The sequence below is a fragment of the Enterobacter sp. 186315 genome, from assembly GCF_053290175.1.
Genome location: NZ_JBPTTK010000006.1, coordinates 156,340 through 173,837 on the forward strand (window position 1 = coordinate 156,340; position 17,498 = coordinate 173,837).

13 protein-coding genes are annotated in these 17,498 nt (G+C 56.1%); 7 read left to right on the forward strand and 6 right to left on the reverse strand.

Annotation, left to right across the window (positions count from 1 at the left end):
- Positions 1 to 18 precede the first annotated feature (18 nt).
- A complete protein-coding gene (cspD, locus tag ACSVHP_RS09380) occupies positions 19 to 240 on the reverse strand; it encodes a cold shock-like protein CspD (protein WP_014069558.1) in 222 nt (73 codons plus the stop codon).
- 267 nt (positions 241 to 507) lie between these two features.
- Between cspD and clpS the strand changes: the two genes are divergently transcribed.
- Complete coding sequence (gene clpS / locus ACSVHP_RS09385; RefSeq protein WP_417315232.1) at positions 508 to 828, forward strand: ATP-dependent Clp protease adapter ClpS; 321 nt, start codon at positions 508 to 510, stop codon at positions 826 to 828.
- Between the two features lie 27 nt (positions 829 to 855).
- Positions 856 to 3,135, forward strand: a complete 2,280-nt coding sequence (clpA, locus tag ACSVHP_RS09390) for an ATP-dependent Clp protease ATP-binding subunit ClpA (RefSeq protein WP_234675599.1) — start codon at positions 856 to 858, stop codon at positions 3,133 to 3,135.
- A 134-nt stretch (positions 3,136 to 3,269) separates the two neighbouring features.
- Here the strand turns inward: clpA and infA are convergent, their stop codons facing one another.
- From infA to trxB, 5 genes are all read right to left on the reverse strand, one after another.
- Entirely contained in the window at positions 3,270 to 3,488 is a 219-nt protein-coding gene (gene infA, locus ACSVHP_RS09395) for a translation initiation factor IF-1 (protein ID WP_002211347.1), read from the reverse strand.
- A 286-nt stretch (positions 3,489 to 3,774) separates the two neighbouring features.
- Positions 3,775 to 4,479 (reverse strand): leucyl/phenylalanyl-tRNA--protein transferase, encoded by a 705-nt coding sequence (gene aat, locus ACSVHP_RS09400; protein ID WP_234675598.1) that lies wholly within the window; start codon positions 4,477 to 4,479, stop codon positions 3,775 to 3,777.
- Positions 4,480 to 4,525: 46 nt separating this feature from the next.
- Complete coding sequence (cydC, locus tag ACSVHP_RS09405; RefSeq protein ID WP_447551752.1) at positions 4,526 to 6,247, reverse strand: heme ABC transporter ATP-binding protein/permease CydC; 1,722 nt, start codon at positions 6,245 to 6,247, stop codon at positions 4,526 to 4,528.
- Positions 6,247 to 8,013: a heme ABC transporter permease/ATP-binding protein CydD gene (cydD, locus tag ACSVHP_RS09410; RefSeq protein WP_447551753.1), complete on the reverse strand. Its 1,767-nt coding sequence runs from the start codon at positions 8,011 to 8,013 to the stop codon at positions 6,247 to 6,249. Before cydD ends, cydC begins: the two co-directional genes overlap by 1 nt.
- Positions 8,014 to 8,126: 113 nt before the next feature.
- Positions 8,127 to 9,095, reverse strand: a complete 969-nt coding sequence (trxB, locus tag ACSVHP_RS09415; RefSeq protein ID WP_447551754.1) for a thioredoxin-disulfide reductase — start codon at positions 9,093 to 9,095, stop codon at positions 8,127 to 8,129.
- Positions 9,096 to 9,637: 542 nt separating this feature from the next.
- Between trxB and lrp the strand changes: the two genes are divergently transcribed.
- From lrp to serS, 5 genes are all read left to right on the forward strand, one after another.
- The gene (gene lrp, locus ACSVHP_RS09420; RefSeq protein ID WP_000228469.1) at positions 9,638 to 10,132 is read left to right on the forward strand and encodes a leucine-responsive transcriptional regulator Lrp; all 495 of its coding nucleotides are present in this window, start codon (positions 9,638 to 9,640) and stop codon (positions 10,130 to 10,132) included.
- 135 nt (positions 10,133 to 10,267) lie between these two features.
- Positions 10,268 to 13,969: a DNA translocase FtsK 4TM domain-containing protein gene (locus ACSVHP_RS09425; protein ID WP_447551755.1), complete on the forward strand. Its 3,702-nt coding sequence runs from the start codon at positions 10,268 to 10,270 to the stop codon at positions 13,967 to 13,969.
- A gap of 129 nt (positions 13,970 to 14,098) precedes the next feature.
- Positions 14,099 to 14,710, forward strand: a complete 612-nt coding sequence (lolA, locus tag ACSVHP_RS09430; protein WP_234673990.1) for an outer membrane lipoprotein chaperone LolA — start codon at positions 14,099 to 14,101, stop codon at positions 14,708 to 14,710.
- A 9-nt stretch (positions 14,711 to 14,719) separates the two neighbouring features.
- A complete protein-coding gene (gene rarA / locus ACSVHP_RS09435) occupies positions 14,720 to 16,063 on the forward strand; it encodes a replication-associated recombination protein RarA (RefSeq protein ID WP_234673989.1) in 1,344 nt (447 codons plus the stop codon).
- Positions 16,064 to 16,154: 91 nt separating this feature from the next.
- Positions 16,155 to 17,447 carry a serine--tRNA ligase gene (gene serS / locus ACSVHP_RS09440; protein WP_234673988.1) on the forward strand — a complete coding sequence of 431 codons (1,293 nt, stop codon included), beginning with the start codon at positions 16,155 to 16,157 and terminating at the stop codon, positions 17,445 to 17,447.
- Positions 17,448 to 17,498 lie beyond the last annotated feature (51 nt).

Consider the following 17,498-nt stretch of genomic DNA (forward strand, 5'->3'; position numbering starts at 1 on the left):
ACACAATGAATCAGAGGGCTACGCAACCACTTCTGCTTCGATGGGCACGATAACGCTGGCATGATTGCCCTTCGGCCCCTGGTGAACATCGAACCGGACAGACTGCCCGGCCTTAAGCGTTCTGTAACCATCCATCTGAATGGTGGAGTAGTGAGCGAAGATATCCTCGCCGCCGCCTTCAGGGCAGATGAAACCAAACCCTTTGGCGTTGTTGAACCACTTAACAGTACCCATTTCCATGCTTCGACATCCTTCGTAAATCTTATAAATTAAGATGGAATGAACCGGTGGTGGAGTGGGGGCTGTTCAAAACCTCGCCATCTCACGCTTGTACAATTTAGATAAACGAAAGAAGCCGTCAAGCGTTTGGCGCTGGAGTTGGGACAATAATCAACCAAAATTTGAAGCAGTTAACGCTATTGCAACGGTTTGTGACGGACATCGCGGATGACAGTAATAGATGATTGTTATCTAACATCTGAGGTAGATTCAAAGTGATTATGCAAAATGGGTAAGAGTAAAGACTGGCTAGATTTTGACCAGCTGGTGGAAGATGAAGTGCGCGACGCGCTAAAACCGCCATCCATGTATAAAGTTATGTTAATGAACGATGATTACACGCCGATGGAATTTGTTATTGACGTGCTACAAAAGTTCTTTTCTTATGATGTAGAACGTGCAACGCAACTGATGCTTACCGTTCATTATCGAGGCAAAGCGATCTGCGGCATCTTTACTGCCGAAGTCGCCGAAACCAAAGTGGCGATGGTGAACGACTATGCAAGGGAGAACGAGCATCCGTTGCTGTGTACGCTGGAAAAGGCCTGATAAGGCATAAAATTGGGGGAGGTGCCTATGCTCAATCAAGAACTGGAACTCAGTTTAAACATGGCTTTCGCCAGAGCGCGTGAGCACCGACATGAGTTTATGACCGTCGAGCACCTGCTGCTCGCACTGCTTAGCAACCCGTCCGCCCGAGAAGCGCTGGAAGCCTGCTCCGTGGATCTGGTCGCGCTTCGTCAGGAACTCGAAGCCTTCATCGAACAAACCACACCGGTGCTGCCTGCCAGTGAAGAAGAGCGCGACACGCAGCCGACGCTCAGCTTCCAGCGTGTATTACAGCGCGCGGTATTCCATGTCCAGTCATCCGGTCGCAGCGAAGTGACCGGCGCAAACGTACTGGTCGCCATCTTCAGCGAGCAGGAGTCACAGGCTGCCTATCTGCTGCGCAAACACGAAGTCAGCCGACTCGACGTGGTCAACTTCATCTCTCACGGAACGCGAAAAGACGAGTCTAACCAGGCTTCGGATTCCAGCAATCAGGTCAATAACAATGAAGAGCAAGCAGGCGGGGAGGATCGTATGGAAAACTTCACCACCAACCTTAATCAGCTTGCTCGCGTGGGCGGTATCGATCCGCTGATTGGCCGCGATAAAGAGCTGGAGCGCGCGATCCAGGTGCTGTGCCGTCGCCGCAAGAATAACCCGCTGCTGGTGGGTGAATCGGGCGTGGGTAAAACCGCGATTGCCGAAGGCCTTGCCTGGCGTATCGTGCAGGGCGACGTGCCGGAAGTGATTGCCGATTGCACCATCTACTCGCTGGATATCGGCTCTCTGCTGGCGGGCACCAAATACCGTGGCGATTTCGAAAAACGCTTCAAGGCGCTGCTGAAACAGCTGGAGCAGGACACCAACAGTATTCTGTTCATCGATGAAATCCACACCATCATCGGGGCAGGTGCCGCGTCCGGCGGCCAGGTGGATGCCGCAAACCTGATTAAACCGCTGCTCTCCAGCGGCAAGATCCGCGTGATGGGCTCCACGACCTACCAGGAGTTCAGCAATATCTTCGAGAAAGATCGCGCGCTGGCGCGTCGTTTCCAGAAAATCGATGTGACCGAACCGTCCGTCGACGAAACGGTGCAGATCATTAACGGCCTGAAAACCAAGTACGAAGCGCACCACGACGTGCGTTACACCGCGAAAGCGGTGCGTGCGGCGGTGGAGCTGGCGGTGAAATACATCAACGATCGTCATCTGCCGGATAAGGCGATTGACGTTATTGATGAAGCGGGCGCGCGCGCGCGTCTGATGCCGGCCAGCAAGCGTAAGAAAACCGTTAACGTGGCGGATATCGAGTCCGTGGTGGCCCGTATCGCGCGTATCCCTGAGAAGAGCGTTTCTCAGAGCGACCGCGACACGCTGCGCACGCTGGGCAATCGCCTGAAAATGCTGGTCTTTGGCCAGGATAAAGCCATCGAGGCCTTAACCGAGGCAATCAAGATGGCGCGCGCCGGACTGGGGCATGACCACAAGCCTGTCGGCTCCTTCCTGTTCGCCGGGCCAACCGGTGTCGGGAAAACCGAGGTCACGGTTCAGCTCTCCAAAGCGCTCGGCATTGAGCTGCTGCGTTTTGATATGTCCGAGTATATGGAGCGCCACACCGTCAGCCGACTGATCGGTGCGCCTCCGGGATACGTGGGCTTTGACCAGGGCGGCCTGCTCACCGACGCGGTGATCAAGCATCCGCACGCGGTACTGCTGCTCGATGAAATCGAGAAGGCACACCCGGACGTGTTCAACATCCTGCTTCAGGTGATGGACAACGGGACGCTGACCGATAACAACGGGCGCAAGGCGGACTTCCGCAACGTGGTGCTGGTGATGACCACCAACGCCGGGGTACGTGAAACCGAGCGTAAATCCATCGGCCTGATCCACCAGGATAACAGCACCGATGCGATGGAAGAGATCAAAAAGATCTTTACGCCGGAGTTCCGTAACCGTCTGGACAACATTATCTGGTTCGATCATCTCTCTACCGAGGTGATCCATCAGGTGGTGGATAAGTTCATCGTCGAGTTGCAGGTTCAGCTGGATCAGAAAGGCGTGTCGCTGGAAGTCAGCCAGGAGGCCCGCAACTGGCTGGCCGAGAAAGGCTACGACCGTGCGATGGGTGCGCGTCCGATGGCGCGCGTGATTCAGGACAACCTGAAAAAACCGCTGGCGAACGAGCTGCTGTTTGGCTCGCTGGTAGACGGCGGTCAGGTAACGGTAGCGCTGGATCAGGCGAAGAACGAACTGACGTACGATTTCCAGAGCGCGGCGAAGCATAAGCCGGAAGCGGCTCACTGAGTTAAACGTTAGTTTTAAAAACCGGGCAAATGCCCGGTTTTTTTATGCCTGCTCAGAATTAAAGCCACAAATAAAAAAAGGCCGGGATAATCCCGACCTTTTAAATATTCATCTGCCATTACAGGCGAAAACAATTAGCGACTACGGAAGACAATGCGGCCTTTGCTCAGGTCGTACGGGGTCAGTTCAACAGTCACTTTGTCGCCCGTTAAAATGCGGATATAGTTTTTGCGCATTTTACCGGAGATGTGCGCAGTTACCACGTGACCGTTTTCCAGTTCTACGCGAAACATGGTGTTAGGCAACGTATCAAGTACGGTACCCTGCATTTCAATATTGTCTTCTTTGGCCATCTAATCCTCTGGGGTATCACTACCAAGTTTTGAATCGGCAAGATAATGCCGAAATTCCTCAATTAAGTAAAGAATTGCGCGTTTAAAACGCAGCAAAACAGTTTCGGCGCATTGCCCAAGCGTCACGGTTTAACCGCACGAGAAGCGCATTCGTAAAGGGGAAACGACTAGAAAACGTCAGGACGTTATCTGAAGCGAAGAAATCCCAAACGGCGGCGGGGCAACAGGCAGAAGCTACTCTGCGGCGTAATTATAACACCCTCATAAAAAATATGCGGTAAAACATTTAGGCATTGGGCATAAAGAGCGTTCTGGGTATCCAAAAGTCGCGCGGGAGCTTCTCCTGACGACAACGCTCCAGATGGCTGATGTAGTCACGCCGGGCGATTTCAACTGCCCCAAGCGAGGCGGTGTGCTCGTTAAGAACCTGACAATCCAGCAGCTGGCCGCCACGAGCGGCGAATTCCTGACAAAAAACCAGCAGCGCGGTTTTTGACGCGTTAACCGCGCGGGAGAACATTGATTCACCGCAGAACAGCGCGCCTTGCGCCACGCCGTACATGCCGCCGACCAGTTCGCTCTTGTCCCACACCTCTATGGAGTGCGCGTATCCAAGCTCATGCAGCTGGTGGTAAGCGGTGATGATATCGCGGGTGATCCAGGTGCCTTCATGACGATCGCCAGCGCACCCTTCAATGACCCGATCAAACGCGTGATTGAGCGTCACGCGGTAGGGGGATTTGCTGTGAAAACGCTTCATGCTGCGGCTCAGGTGAAACTGCGTCGGCCACAACACGGCGCGGGGATCGGGCGACCACCATAAGATCGGATCGCCGGGTGAAAACCAGGGGAAGATGCCGCGCTGGTAAGCCATCAACAGCCGGGCAGGGCTGAGGTCGCCGCCCAGCGCCAGCAGCCCGTTAGGCTCACGCAGCGCCCCCTCCGGGGAAGGGAACGCAATATTATGACGAGAAAGCTGGACCAGGCGCATGACAGCAAAACTCCAGTACGCGAGTAAGGAACGCTACAAATATAGTCTACAGACGCTGTTTAAACTGGTAGTAGCGACCTTGTTTCGCTAACAGTTCTGCGTGACTACCTTGCTCAATAATGTGTCCATTGTCCATCACAATTATCTTGTCGAAATTCGCCAGCCCGCGCAGGCGGTGCGTCACCATCAGCACCGTTTTACCGGCCATTACGTTCGCCAGTAAATCAAGGATTTGGCTCTCGGTGGTCGCGTCCAGTCCTTCCGTCGGTTCGTCCAGCAGCATCAGCGGCGCGTCATGCAAGAGGGCGCGCGCGATCGCCAGGCGGCGGAGTTCCCCCCCCGACAGCTGACGCCCCCCTTCACCGAGCCAGCTGTTCAGCCCGTCATCCTCAAGCAGCTTGTGCAGCCCGACCTGTTCGAGCACGGCGCAAAGCGCGTCATCGCTCGCCTGCGGTTTGGCGAGCAGCAGGTTATCCCGAAGCGTAGCGCTAAACAGATGCACGCGCTGCGGTACAACGCTGACCGTTTTACGCAACGCCTGCTCGCTAAAGGCGTTCAGCGGCGTGTCGTTGAAGACGATTTCACCCTGCTGGGGATCCCATGCGCGGGTTAACAGCTGTAAAAGCGTGGATTTCCCGCAGCCCGTGCGGCCCAGGATCGCAACGCGCTGGCCAGCAGAAACCGAAAGCGTGATCCCATCCAGCGCGTTTTGCGCCTGCTTGTCATAGGCAAACACCACGTTGCGGAGCGACAGTGAAACCTGCTCAGGCACGGGCGTTTGCGTTTCAGAGAACTTCACCTCGGGCTCTTGCTCAGCAATCTGTGTGATGCGTAAAGCCGACGCGATAACCTGTCCGAGATGCTGGAATGCCCCGGTCACGGGGGCCAGCGCTTCAAACGCGGCCAGCGCGCAGAAGACAAACAGCGCAATAAGCGCGCCGGGCTGGGTATCCCCCCCCACGCCGCCAGAGGCCATCCAGAGCATTGCGATGACGGCAAATCCGCCGATCAGCATCATCAGCGCCTGTGAAAACGCCGTCAGCTCAGACTGTCTGCGCTGGGCTTCATGCCAGTTCAGCTCGGTACTTTCCATACGGGCGCGGTAACGCTGGCTGGCACCGAAAATGGTGAGTTCAGCCTGGCCCTGTAGCCACGAGGTCAACTGCTGACGATACTCCCCGCGCAGACGCGTGAGGTTTTCCCCGGTCGGCTTACCGGCACGGTAAAACAGCGGTGGCAGCAGGAAAAGCGTCAGCAGCATGATGCCGCCGAGGGTAAGTGCAATCGTCACATCGAGCATACACAGCCCGAGCGTGACCACCACAATGACGACAAACGCCCCGGTGAGCGGCGAAATGACGCGCAGATAAAGGTGATCCAGCGTATCAACATCCGCAACAACACGGTTAAGCAGTTCACCCTGACGAAAACGCGCCAGCCCGGCAGGGGAGAGGGGCAGCAGTTTGCTGAAGGTGTAAATACGCAGGTGCTGAAGCACGCGGAACGTCGCATCGTGGCTGACCAGACGCTCAAAATAACGCCCGGCGGTACGGGTTATCGCCGCACCGCGTACGCCAGCGGCCGGGAGCATATAGTTAAAGCTGTACAACCCGGCGGTGCCAACCACAGCCGAAGCCGATAAAAACCAGCCCGAAAGCGTCAGTAACCCAATGCTGGCAAGCAGCGTGATGATGGCCAGCACAATGCCTAGCGTCAGCATCCACTTGTGGCGTTTATAAAGGGCAAGATAAGGCAGCAGGGCGCGCATCAGATGTCCTCCTGACGACTGGCCAGCAGGGAGGCAAACGGCCCCTGCGCGGCAACGAGAGAGGCGTAATCGCCTTGCTCGACAATATGACCATTCTCCATGACCCAAATCCGATCCCAGTCGGCGATCCCTTGGAGCTGGTGGGTCACCATCAGCGTGGTTTGCTTCAGCGAGGCGGCGTTCAGCGCATCCATCACGCGTTGTTCGCTGTGGGCATCCAGGCTTGCGGCGGGTTCATCCAGCAGCATGAGCTGACACGGGTTAAGCAGGGCGCGCGCCACGGCAACACGCTGGGCCTGGCCGACGGATAAACCTGCCGCCTGGTCGCCTACGACGGTATCCACGCCCTGTGGAAGCAGCGGTAAAAACTCGCTAACCCAGGCGCGGTCAAGCACCGATTGCAGCTCGTCGTCGCGGGCATTAGGGCGGGCAAGCAGCACGTTTTCACGAAGGGTAGCAGCAGGCAGCTGCGGGTTTTGACCCACCCAGCTGAGCTGCTTACGCCACGCGTCCGGATCAAGCTCGCGCAGTTCAACGTTGCTGATGCGCAGGCTGCCGGTATAGGCCATAAAGCCGGACAGGGCGTTAAGCAGCGAGCTTTTGCCCGAACCGCTGGTCCCGACCAGAACGACGCGCTGTCCCGCTTCCAGCCTGAAGTTCAGCGGCCCCGCCAGCACCTTGCCTTCGGGCGATACCACAGAGAAATCGACGGCTTCAACGGTGACGGGTTCGTTAGTGTTCAGCGTCACGTCGCCGCGTTCCGGATGGGCGAGCGGCGTTTCAAGGAAGGTTTTCAGGCTGTCGGCAGCGCCAACGGCCTGCGCCTTCGCATGATAGAAGGTTCCCAGATCGCGCAGCGGCTGGAAGAACTCCGGCGCCAGTACCAGGGCCAGGAACCCTGCCGACAGCGTGACGCCTGTGCCGTAATGGCCGAAATCAAGTTCACCCAGATAGGAAAAACCAAAGTAAACCGCCACGACCGCAATCGACAGCGAGGTAAAGAATTCGAGCACGCCGGAGGAGAGGAAGGCCAGACGCAATACTTCCATCGTGCGCTGGCGGAAATCCTGCGAGGCGAGGCGAATATTTTCGGTTTCAGCCTCACCGCGTCCGAAGATACGTAAGGTTTCCATCCCGCGAAGGCGGTCGAGGAAATGCCCGCTCAGGCGGCCCAGCGCCAGGAAGTTACGGCGATTCGCATCCGCTGCGCCCATACCCACCATCGCCATAAACAGCGGAATGAGCGGGGCAGTGCAGAGCAGGATCAGCGCCGCAACCCAGTTTGACGGGAAAATCGTGGCAACAATCAGAAGCGGCACGCACACGGCCAGCGCCATCTGCGGAATATAGCGGGCATAATAATCATGCATATCATCGATTTGTTCGAGGATAAGCGTGGCCCAGCTCCCGGCAGGCTTCCCCTGGATCCAGGCCGGACCGGCCTCGTGCAGGCGGTCAAGAACCTGACGGCGGACTTCATAGCGAATGTGCTGTCCGGCGTGAAACCCTACGCGCTCGCGCAGCCAGACGACCCAGGCGCGCAGGATGAAAATCAGGATCATTACGATAAACGGCAGCAGAAGCGCTTCGCGCGGGATGTTCTCCATGATCATATGATTGAGAATGCGGGCCAGCAGCCATGCCTGGGCAACAATCAACAGACCGCTGATAAGCCCCAGAAGACGGGAAATATTCAGCCAGCGGCGGGAAAGAACGCTTTGCTGTTTCAGCCAGCGTGTTAACTCTTGTTGACGGGTTTTTTCCATTGCGTACTTTGCAGGTGACGTTATTAGAATTGGGCTGCGCAATGGTACAACGGGGAGACAATAAAGGCGACTTATCGCCGCCTTAATTTACGTTTGTTACTGACTTGTAAAGATTATTTACTTTGCTCGGCCAGTCCGTCCAGATAGCGCTCAGCATCCAGCGCGGCCATACAGCCGGTGCCTGCGGAGGTGATCGCCTGACGATAAATGTGGTCCATCACGTCACCGGCAGCGAAAACGCCAGGAATGCTGGTCTGGGTCGCGTTGCCGTGAATACCGGACTGCACCTTAATGTAGCCGTTTTCCAGCTCCAGCTGACCGTCAAAGATAGCGGTGTTCGGGCTGTGACCGATAGCCACGAACAGACCCGCCACTTCCAGTGATTCCACGTTGTCGGTGTTCTGGGTATCGCGAAGACGCAGACCCGCAACGCCCATCTGATCGCCCGTCACCTCTTCCAGCGTGCGGTTGGTGTGCAGCACGATGTTGCCGCTCGCCACTTTATCCATCAGACGTTTGATCAGGATCTTCTCCGCACGGAAGGTATCGCGACGGTGAATCAGGTGAACTTCAGACGCGATGTTCGCCAGATAGAGCGCCTCTTCTACTGCCGTGTTGCCGCCGCCAATTACCGCCACTTTCTGGTTACGGTAGAAGAAACCATCGCAGGTTGCGCAGGCAGAAACGCCGCGGCCCTTGAACGCTTCTTCAGACGGCAGGCCGAGATAACGCGCGGAGGCACCGGTGGCGATAATCAGCGCGTCGCAGGTGTATTCGCCGCTGTCGCCCGTCAGACGGAACGGACGGTTTTGCAGGTCAACCTTATTAATGTGGTCGAAGAGAATTTCGGTTTCGAATTTGGCCGCATGTTCATGCATACGTTCCATCAGCAGCGGCCCGGTCAGGTCGTTTGGATCCCCTGGCCAGTTTTCGACTTCGGTGGTGGTGGTCAGCTGACCGCCTTTTTCCATGCCGGTAATCAGTACCGGATGCAGATTAGCGCGTGCAGCATAGACCGCCGCGGTATATCCCGCAGGTCCAGAACCAAGAATTAGCAGCTTACTGTGTTTGGCCGTGCCCATGAGATCCCCATTGTTGTTGGCAGACATTGGGCTGGATTGTAGGGAATTTGTTGCCGTAAAAAAAGAGCGCAGCAGTTTTGATATCAATATGTGCAATAGACACGGGCGATGGATTAGGCGTTTTAGCATAACGCTTTCTACTGAAAACCGGTTGTTTATAAGGCAATAAAATGAGGATTTACGACCTGCCGTAATGAATATCTGGCATGTTGTACTAAAAAACGATGTTTTGCTTTGACAATCCCCTGCGCTTTTGCGAAAACATTCAAGGAAGAAAAAAAACGCATTACGCGTGTGCCGCATAGGTATGCACGTAAATGCCATTTTTACCGGGTCAGTGAAATCTACGCATGGCGTGGACAGACGCCATACGTGATGTCGGTGACTGCCTTTCGGCAACGGTCTTCTTACCATCGAACCCGAGTCCGCATCGCGTAAATTACATAAACAGTCGATGCGATGAATAACGGGTACAGGCTCTGAACAGTGATGTGCACAGGGTCCAGGCAGGAGTAGGGAAGGAATACAGAGAGACAATAATAATGGTAGATAGCAAGAAGCGCCCTGGCAAAGATCTCGACCGTATCGATCGTAACATTCTTAATGAATTGCAAAAGGATGGGCGTATTTCCAACGTCGAGCTTTCAAAACGTGTGGGACTTTCCCCGACGCCATGCCTTGAGCGTGTGCGCCGACTGGAAAGACAGGGTTTTATTCAGGGCTATACGGCTCTGCTGAACCCGCATTATCTGGATGCCTCACTTCTGGTATTTGTTGAGATTACTCTGAATCGTGGTGCGCCAGATGTGTTTGAGCAATTTAACGCCGCTGTACAAAAACTTGAAGAAATTCAAGAGTGTCATCTGGTTTCCGGCGATTTCGACTACCTGTTGAAAACCCGTGTGCCTGATATGTCCGCCTACCGTAAGCTGCTGGGTGAAACCCTGCTGCGTCTGCCAGGCGTGAACGACACCCGTACTTATGTGGTGATGGAAGAGGTCAAACAGAGCAATCGTCTGGTTATTAAGACGCGCTAACACGGAACAGGTGCAAAATCAGCGTAGTTTGATTACACTCCTGTTAATCCATACAGCAACAGTGCCGGGGATACCCGGCGCTGTTGTCCGTTTTAGCAAACAGGCAGGAAATGCCTGATACCTGGAGAGCCTTTCTTGAGCCAGGAATATACTGAAGACAAAGAAGTCACATTATCGAAGCTAAGCAGCGGACGTCGGCTCCTTGAGGCGTTGCTGATTGTTATTGCCCTTTTTGCCGTCTGGCTGATGGCAGCCTTACTCAGTTTCAATCCCTCAGATCCCAGCTGGTCACAAACCGCATGGCATGAGCCTATCCATAATTTAGGCGGCGTTCCCGGCGCCTGGCTTGCGGACACTCTCTTTTTCATTTTCGGTGTGATGGCCTACACCATTCCCGTCATTATTATTGGCGGATGCTGGTTCGCCTGGCGACATCGACAAAACGATGACTACATCGATTACTTTGCGGTTTCGCTGCGTCTGATAGGCGCGCTGGCGCTGATCCTCACGTCATGCGGCCTGGCGGCGATTAACGCCGATGATATCTGGTACTTCGCCTCGGGTGGGGTGATCGGCAGCCTGCTGAGTTCCGCGTTGCAGCCGATGCTGCACAGCAGCGGCGGCACGCTGACGCTGCTCTGCATCTGGGCTGCTGGCCTGACGCTGTTCACCGGCTGGTCATGGGTGAGTATCGCCGAGAAGATCGGCAGCTTTATCCTTACGCTTTTAACCTTCGCCAGCAATCGTACCCGTCGCGATGACACCTGGGTCGATGAAGACGAGTATGAGGACGAATACGAAGACGACGACGAAGCCCCCGTGCAGCGTCGTGAATCCCGTCGTGCTCGCATTCTGCGCGGTGCGCTGGCACGCCGTCAGCGTGTAGCCGAGAAATTCGCCAACCCGCTTGGGCGCAAAACCGATGCCGCGCTCTTCTCGGGCAAACGCATGGACGAAGAGGAACAGGTGGAATACCGCGCGGCCGGTGCCTCCGTGGATCCTGATGATGTCCTCTTCTCCGGTAACCGCGCGATGCCGGGCGATTTCGACGAATACGATCCGCTGTTAAACGGTCATTCGGTCACCGAACCGGTTGCCGCCGCCGCTGCTGCTACAACGGCAGCCCAGGTTTATGCCGCGCCCGCTGAAGCGGTAATGCCTTCTGCGCAGGTGCCCGCACCGGAGTCTGCTATCCAGCAGCCTCAGGTCGACTGGCAGACCGCGCCTGGCGTGCATACGCCGGAGCCTGTTATTGCCCCTGAACCGGAAAGCTACGTGCCGGTGCAGCAGGAACAATGGCAGCAGCCTTATCAGCCGGAGCCTGCGTACGAACCGCAGAGCCATCCACAGTACGAGCAACCGGTCGCACAGCCGTATCAGGAATATGTTCCTGAGCCCGTTGAACCGGAGCAGCCGTACGTAGAGCCTGAACCAGAAGTGGTCGAGGAAACGAAAGCGACGCGTCCTCCAATGTATTACTTCGAAGAGGTGGAAGAGCGCCGTGCCCGCGAGCGCGAGCAGCTTGCTGCCTGGTATCAGCCCGTACCGGAGCCGGTGCAGGAACCTGTTATCAAAACGCCTTCTGTGTCTGTTCCGCCTGTTGATCCCACACCGGCCGTGGCGCCTGTGGCTGAAAGCGTGAAGCAGGCGACGGCTGCGGCAGCCGCAGCGGCACCGGTCTTTAGCCTCGCCACCAGCGGTGCGCCGCGCCCTCAGGTAAAAGAAGGGATTGGCCCAACGCTACCGCGCCCTAATCGCGTTCGCGTGCCGACGCGCCGCGAGCTTGCCTCCTACGGCATCAAGCTGCCTTCCCAGCGTATGGCAGAGGAGAAGGCGCGTGAGGCCGGGTATGAGGACGAGGCGGAAGAACTTCATCAGGATGAACTCGCTCGCCAGTTTGCGGCGCAACAGCAGCAACGCTATGGCGAAGAGCAGCATCATGACGTTCAGCTGCATCATGCTCAGGTTGATGAAGACGACGCGGCCGAGGCCGAGCTGGCCCGTCAGTTCGCGGCAACGCAGCAGCAGCGCTATTCCGGTGAGCAGCCTGCGGGCGCAAGCCCGTTCTCGCTGTCTGATTTCGAATTCTCGCCAATGAAAGATCTGGTTGATGATGGCCCAAGCGAGCCGTTATTCACCCCGAGCGTGATGCCGGAAGCGGAACCCGTTCGTCAGCAGCCAGCGCCTCAGGCCTACGCACAGCCACAGCAGCAACAGCCTGTTCAGCAGACTTACGCGCAACCGCAGCAGCCTCAACAGCCGCCGCAGTTCCAGCAGCCACCGGCTCAGCCGCAGGAAAGCCTTATCCACCCGCTGCTGATGCGAAATGGTGACAGCCGTCCGCTTCAGCGACCAAGCACGCCGCTGCCGTCGCTGGATCTGCTAACGCCGCCGCCGTCAGAAGTCGAGCCGGTAGATACTTTTGCGCTGGAGCAAATGGCGCGTCTGGTTGAAGCCCGTCTGGCCGATTTCCGTATTAAAGCGGATGTTGTGAACTACTCTCCAGGTCCGGTAATCACGCGTTTCGAGCTGAACCTTGCGCCGGGCGTAAAAGCCGCGCGTATTTCAAACCTGTCCCGTGACCTGGCGCGTTCCCTGTCTACGGTAGCGGTGCGTGTGGTAGAGGTCATTCCTGGCAAACCTTATGTCGGCCTCGAGCTGCCGAATAAGAAACGCCAGACCGTCTACCTGCGTGAAGTGCTGGATAACGCCAAGTTCCGCGAAAATCCATCCCCGCTTACCGTGGTGCTGGGTAAGGATATTGCAGGCGACCCTGTGGTTGCCGATCTCGCGAAAATGCCGCACCTGCTGGTTGCGGGTACGACCGGCTCAGGTAAATCGGTCGGCGTGAACGCCATGATCCTGAGTATGCTCTATAAAGCACAGCCGGAAGATGTGCGTTTCATCATGATCGACCCGAAAATGCTGGAACTCTCCGTCTACGAAGGTATCCCGCATCTGCTTACGGAAGTGGTTACCGACATGAAAGATGCTGCCAACGCCCTGCGCTGGAGCGTCAACGAGATGGAGCGTCGCTATAAGCTGATGTCGGCGCTTGGCGTGCGTAACCTTGCCGGTTATAACGAGAAAATTGCCGAAGCGGTGCGTATGGGGCGTCCGATTCCGGATCCTTACTGGAAGCCGGGTGACAGCATGGATGCCCAGCATCCGGTACTGGAAAAACTGCCTTACATCGTTGTGCTGGTGGATGAATTCGCCGACCTGATGATGACCGTTGGTAAGAAGGTTGAAGAGCTGATTGCGCGTCTGGCACAGAAAGCCCGTGCGGCAGGTATTCACCTTGTGCTGGCGACGCAGCGTCCGTCTGTGGACGTTATTACCGGCCTGATTAAAGCGAACATCCCTACCCGTATCGCCTTTACCGTATCGAGCAAAATTGACTCCCGTACTATTCTCGACCAGGGCGGTGCAGAGTCGCTGCTGGGGATGGGTGATATGCTCTACTCCGGCCCGAACTCAACTTCGCCGGTGCGTGTTCACGGTGCGTTTGTTCGCGATGAAGAAGTTCACGCAGTCGTTCAGGACTGGAAAGCGCGCGGTCGTCCACAGTACGTCGACGGCATCACCAGCGACACCGAAAGCGAAGGTGGCGGCGGTGGGTTTGACGGTGGCGAAGAGCTGGATCCGTTATTCGATCAGGCGGTTAACTTTGTCACTGAAAAACGTAAAGCGTCCATTTCCGGCGTTCAGCGTCAGTTCCGTATCGGCTATAACCGTGCGGCGCGCATCATTGAGCAGATGGAAGCCCAGGGTATCGTGAGCGAACAAGGTCATAACGGTAACCGCGAAGTGCTTGCGCCACCGCCGTTTGAATAACCTTTCAGCGATTGCAAAGTTGGGTAAAACAACAAAAATTAAGCATTTTCTTCTGTCGCCTGCCTTCGGGCAGGTCCAGAATAGAAAACGGAACCCCCATATTGGGACGACGTATTTTAAGGAATAACAATGAAAAAATTCGCCATCGCCTGTGCATTACTGACCAGCTTTGTTGCCAGCAGCGTCTGGGCTGATGCAGCCAGCGACCTTAAAAGCCGACTGGATAAAGTAAGCAGCTTCCACGCGAGCTTCACGCAGAAAGTGACCGACGGTAGCGGCAACGCGGTGCAGGAAGGTCAGGGGGATTTGTGGGTTAAACGCCCAAATCTGTTTAACTGGCACATGACGCAGCCGGATGAAAGCATCCTGGTGTCTGACGGTAAAACGCTGTGGTTCTTCAACCCGTTCGTTGAGCAGGCCACTGCGACCTGGCTGAAAGATGCCACCAGCAACACTCCGTTTATGCTGATTGCCCGCAACCAGTCCAGCGACTGGCAGCAGTACAACATCAAACAAAACGGTGATGAATTTGTCCTGACGCCGAAGAGCGGCAACGGCAATCTGAAGCAGTTCACCATCAACGTGAGCAGCAACGGGACCATTAATCAGTTCGGTGCGGTTGAGCAAGACGACCAGCGCAGCAGCTATCAGCTGAAGACTCAGCAAAACGGCGCCGTTGACGCATCGAAATTCACCTTTACCCCGCCGCAGGGCGTAACGGTGGACGACCAACGTAAGTAAGAGGCGTGAGTGAGCAACCTGTCGCTCGATTTTTCAGATAACGCGTTTCAACCTCTGGCCGCTCGTATGCGGCCAGAAAATTTAGCGCAGTACATCGGTCAGCAACATCTGCTGGCTGCGGGTAAGCCCTTGCCGCGCGCCATTGAGGCCGGGCATCTGCACTCCATGATCCTTTGGGGGCCACCCGGTACCGGTAAAACCACCCTTGCCGAAGTCATTGCCCGCTACGCGAATGCCGACGTAGAACGTATTTCAGCGGTGACGTCGGGCGTAAAGGAGATCCGCGAAGCGATTGAACGTGCGCGTCAGAATCGCAATGCCGGACGCCGAACCATCCTGTTCGTTGATGAAGTCCACCGTTTCAATAAGAGCCAGCAGGATGCCTTCCTGCCGCATATTGAAGACGGCACGATCTTTTTTATCGGTGCGACGACCGAAAATCCCTCTTTTGAACTCAATTCCGCACTGCTGTCCCGCGCGCGCGTGTACTTACTCAAATCGCTGACCACTGAGGATATCGAAAAGGTCCTCACTCAGGCGATGGAGGATAAGGCGCGGGGATACGGTGGGCAGGATATCGTTCTGCCGGACGAAACCCGTCTTGCCATTGCCGAACTGGTGAATGGCGATGCGCGTCGGGCGCTTAACACGCTGGAAATGATGGCCGACATGGCTGAAATTGATGCGTCGGGCAAGCGGGTGCTGAAACCGGAACTGCTCACCGAGATTGCCGGGGAGCGGAGCGCGCGCTTTGATAACAAAGGCGACCGCTTTTACGACCTGATCTCCGCGCTGCACAAATCCGTTCGCGGCAGCGCACCCGATGCCGCACTCTACTGGTATGCGCGCATCATCAGCGCGGGTGGCGACCCTCTGTACGTCGCGCGCCGCTGTCTGGCGATTGCGTCAGAAGACGTAGGCAATGCCGATCCGCGCGCGATGCAGGTGGCAATTTCTGCCTGGGATTGTTTTACCCGCGTGGGGCCGGCGGAGGGCGAGCGAGCTATCGCTCAGGCGATTGTCTACCTGGCCTGTGCGCCAAAAAGTAACGCTGTTTATACCGCCTTTAAAGCGGCGATGGCCGATGCGCGTGAACGCCCGGATTACGACGTACCGGTCCACTTGCGTAATGCGCCGACCAAACTGATGAAAGAGATGGGCTATGGGCAGGAATATCGCTATGCCCATGATGAGCCCAACGCCTACGCCGCCGGGGAGGAGTATTTCCCGCAGGAAATGGCACAAACTCGCTATTATCACCCGACAAACAGAGGTCTTGAGGGCAAGATTGGTGAAAAGCTCACCTGGCTTGCCGGACAGGATCAAAATAGCCCTATAAAACGCTATCGTTAGCGCGATCGTTGCGGTAATGTTTGCAATTGTATCTTTGTGGCCGCAGGCTGTGGCCACATTTCCTATTTAATTCGATAAGCACAGGATAAGCATGCTCGATCCCAATCTGCTGCGTAATGAGCCAGACGCAGTCGCTGAAAAACTGGCACGCCGGGGCTTTAAGCTGGATGTAGATAAGCTGCGCGCTCTTGAAGAGCGTCGTAAAGTTTTGCAGGTACAAACTGAAAATCTGCAAGCAGAGCGTAACTCTCGATCGAAATCCATCGGCCAGGCGAAAGCGCGCGGGGAAGACATCGAGCCATTACGCCTGGAAGTGAACAAGCTGGGTGAAGAGCTGGATCAGGCGAAAGCGGATCTGGATGTGCTTCAGGCTGAAATTCGTGATATCGCCCAGGCGATCCCGAACATCCCTGACGACAGCGTTCCTGTCGGTAAAGACGAAAACGACAACGTTGAAGTTAAACGCTGGGGCACGCCTCGTGAGTTCGACTTTGAAGTTCGCGATCACGTCACCCTGGGTGAAATGCATTCAGGTCTGGACTTTGCCGCTGCGGTTAAGCTGACCGGCTCTCGCTTTGTGGTTATGAAAGGCCAGATTGCTCATCTGCACCGCGCCCTGGCGCAGTTCATGCTGGATTTGCACACCGAGCAGCACGGCTACAGCGAAACCTACGTCCCGTATCTGGTAAACCACGATACGCTGTACGGTACCGGTCAGCTGCCGAAATTTGCCGGCGATCTGTTCCACACTCGTCCTCTGGATGAAGAAGCAGACAGCAGCAACTACGCGCTGATCCCAACGGCTGAAGTGCCGCTGACCAACCTCGTTCGTGATGAAATCATCGACGAAGACGATCTGCCAATTAAGCTGACCGCGCATTCTCCATGCTTCCGTTCTGAAGCCGGTTCTTATGGTCGCGACACCCGTGGTCTGATCCGTATGCACCAGTTCGACAAAGTTGAAATGGTGCAGATTGTCCGTCCTGAAGAGTCCATGGACGCGCTGGAAGAGATGACCGGCCACGCTGAAAAAGTGCTGGAGCTGCTGGGTCTGCCGTACCGTCGTATGGCGCTTTGCACTGGTGATATGGGCTTTGGTGCCTGCAAAACCTACGATCTCGAAGTCTGGGTTCCTGCGCAGAACACCTACCGCGAAATCTCCTCGTGCTCCAACGTCTGGGATTTCCAGGCTCGCCGCATGCAGGCGCGCTGCCGCAGCAAATCTGACAAGAAGACCCGTCTGGTCCACACCCTGAACGGTTCCGGTCTGGCTGTGGGTCGTACGCTGGTTGCCGTGCTGGAAAACTACCAGCAGGCAGACGGTCGTATTGAGATCCCGGAAGTGCTGCGTCCTTACATGAAAGGTCAGCAGTACATCGGCTAATAGTTTGCCCTAAAACAAAAAAAGCGCCTTTGGGCGCTTTTTTTATGCCTC

What these genes read in the sequence shown, in the direction of transcription:
- cspD (WP_014069558.1), bottom strand. Translation starts at nt 240, where the DNA reads ATGGAAATGGGTACTGTTAAGTGGTTCAACAACGCCAAAGGGTTTGGT.
- clpS (WP_417315232.1), top strand. Translation starts at nt 508, where the DNA reads ATGGGTAAGAGTAAAGACTGGCTAGATTTTGACCAGCTGGTGGAAGAT.
- clpA (WP_234675599.1), top strand. Translation starts at nt 856, where the DNA reads ATGCTCAATCAAGAACTGGAACTCAGTTTAAACATGGCTTTCGCCAGA.
- infA (WP_002211347.1), bottom strand. Translation starts at nt 3,488, where the DNA reads ATGGCCAAAGAAGACAATATTGAAATGCAGGGTACCGTACTTGATACG.
- aat (WP_234675598.1), bottom strand. Translation starts at nt 4,479, where the DNA reads ATGCGCCTGGTCCAGCTTTCTCGTCATAATATTGCGTTCCCTTCCCCG.
- cydC (WP_447551752.1), bottom strand. Translation starts at nt 6,247, where the DNA reads ATGCGCGCCCTGCTGCCTTATCTTGCCCTTTATAAACGCCACAAGTGG.
- cydD (WP_447551753.1), bottom strand. Translation starts at nt 8,013, where the DNA reads ATGGAAAAAACCCGTCAACAAGAGTTAACACGCTGGCTGAAACAGCAA.
- trxB (WP_447551754.1), bottom strand. Translation starts at nt 9,095, where the DNA reads ATGGGCACGGCCAAACACAGTAAGCTGCTAATTCTTGGTTCTGGACCT.
- lrp (WP_000228469.1), top strand. Translation starts at nt 9,638, where the DNA reads ATGGTAGATAGCAAGAAGCGCCCTGGCAAAGATCTCGACCGTATCGAT.
- lolA (WP_234673990.1), top strand. Translation starts at nt 14,099, where the DNA reads ATGAAAAAATTCGCCATCGCCTGTGCATTACTGACCAGCTTTGTTGCC.
- serS (WP_234673988.1), top strand. Translation starts at nt 16,155, where the DNA reads ATGCTCGATCCCAATCTGCTGCGTAATGAGCCAGACGCAGTCGCTGAA.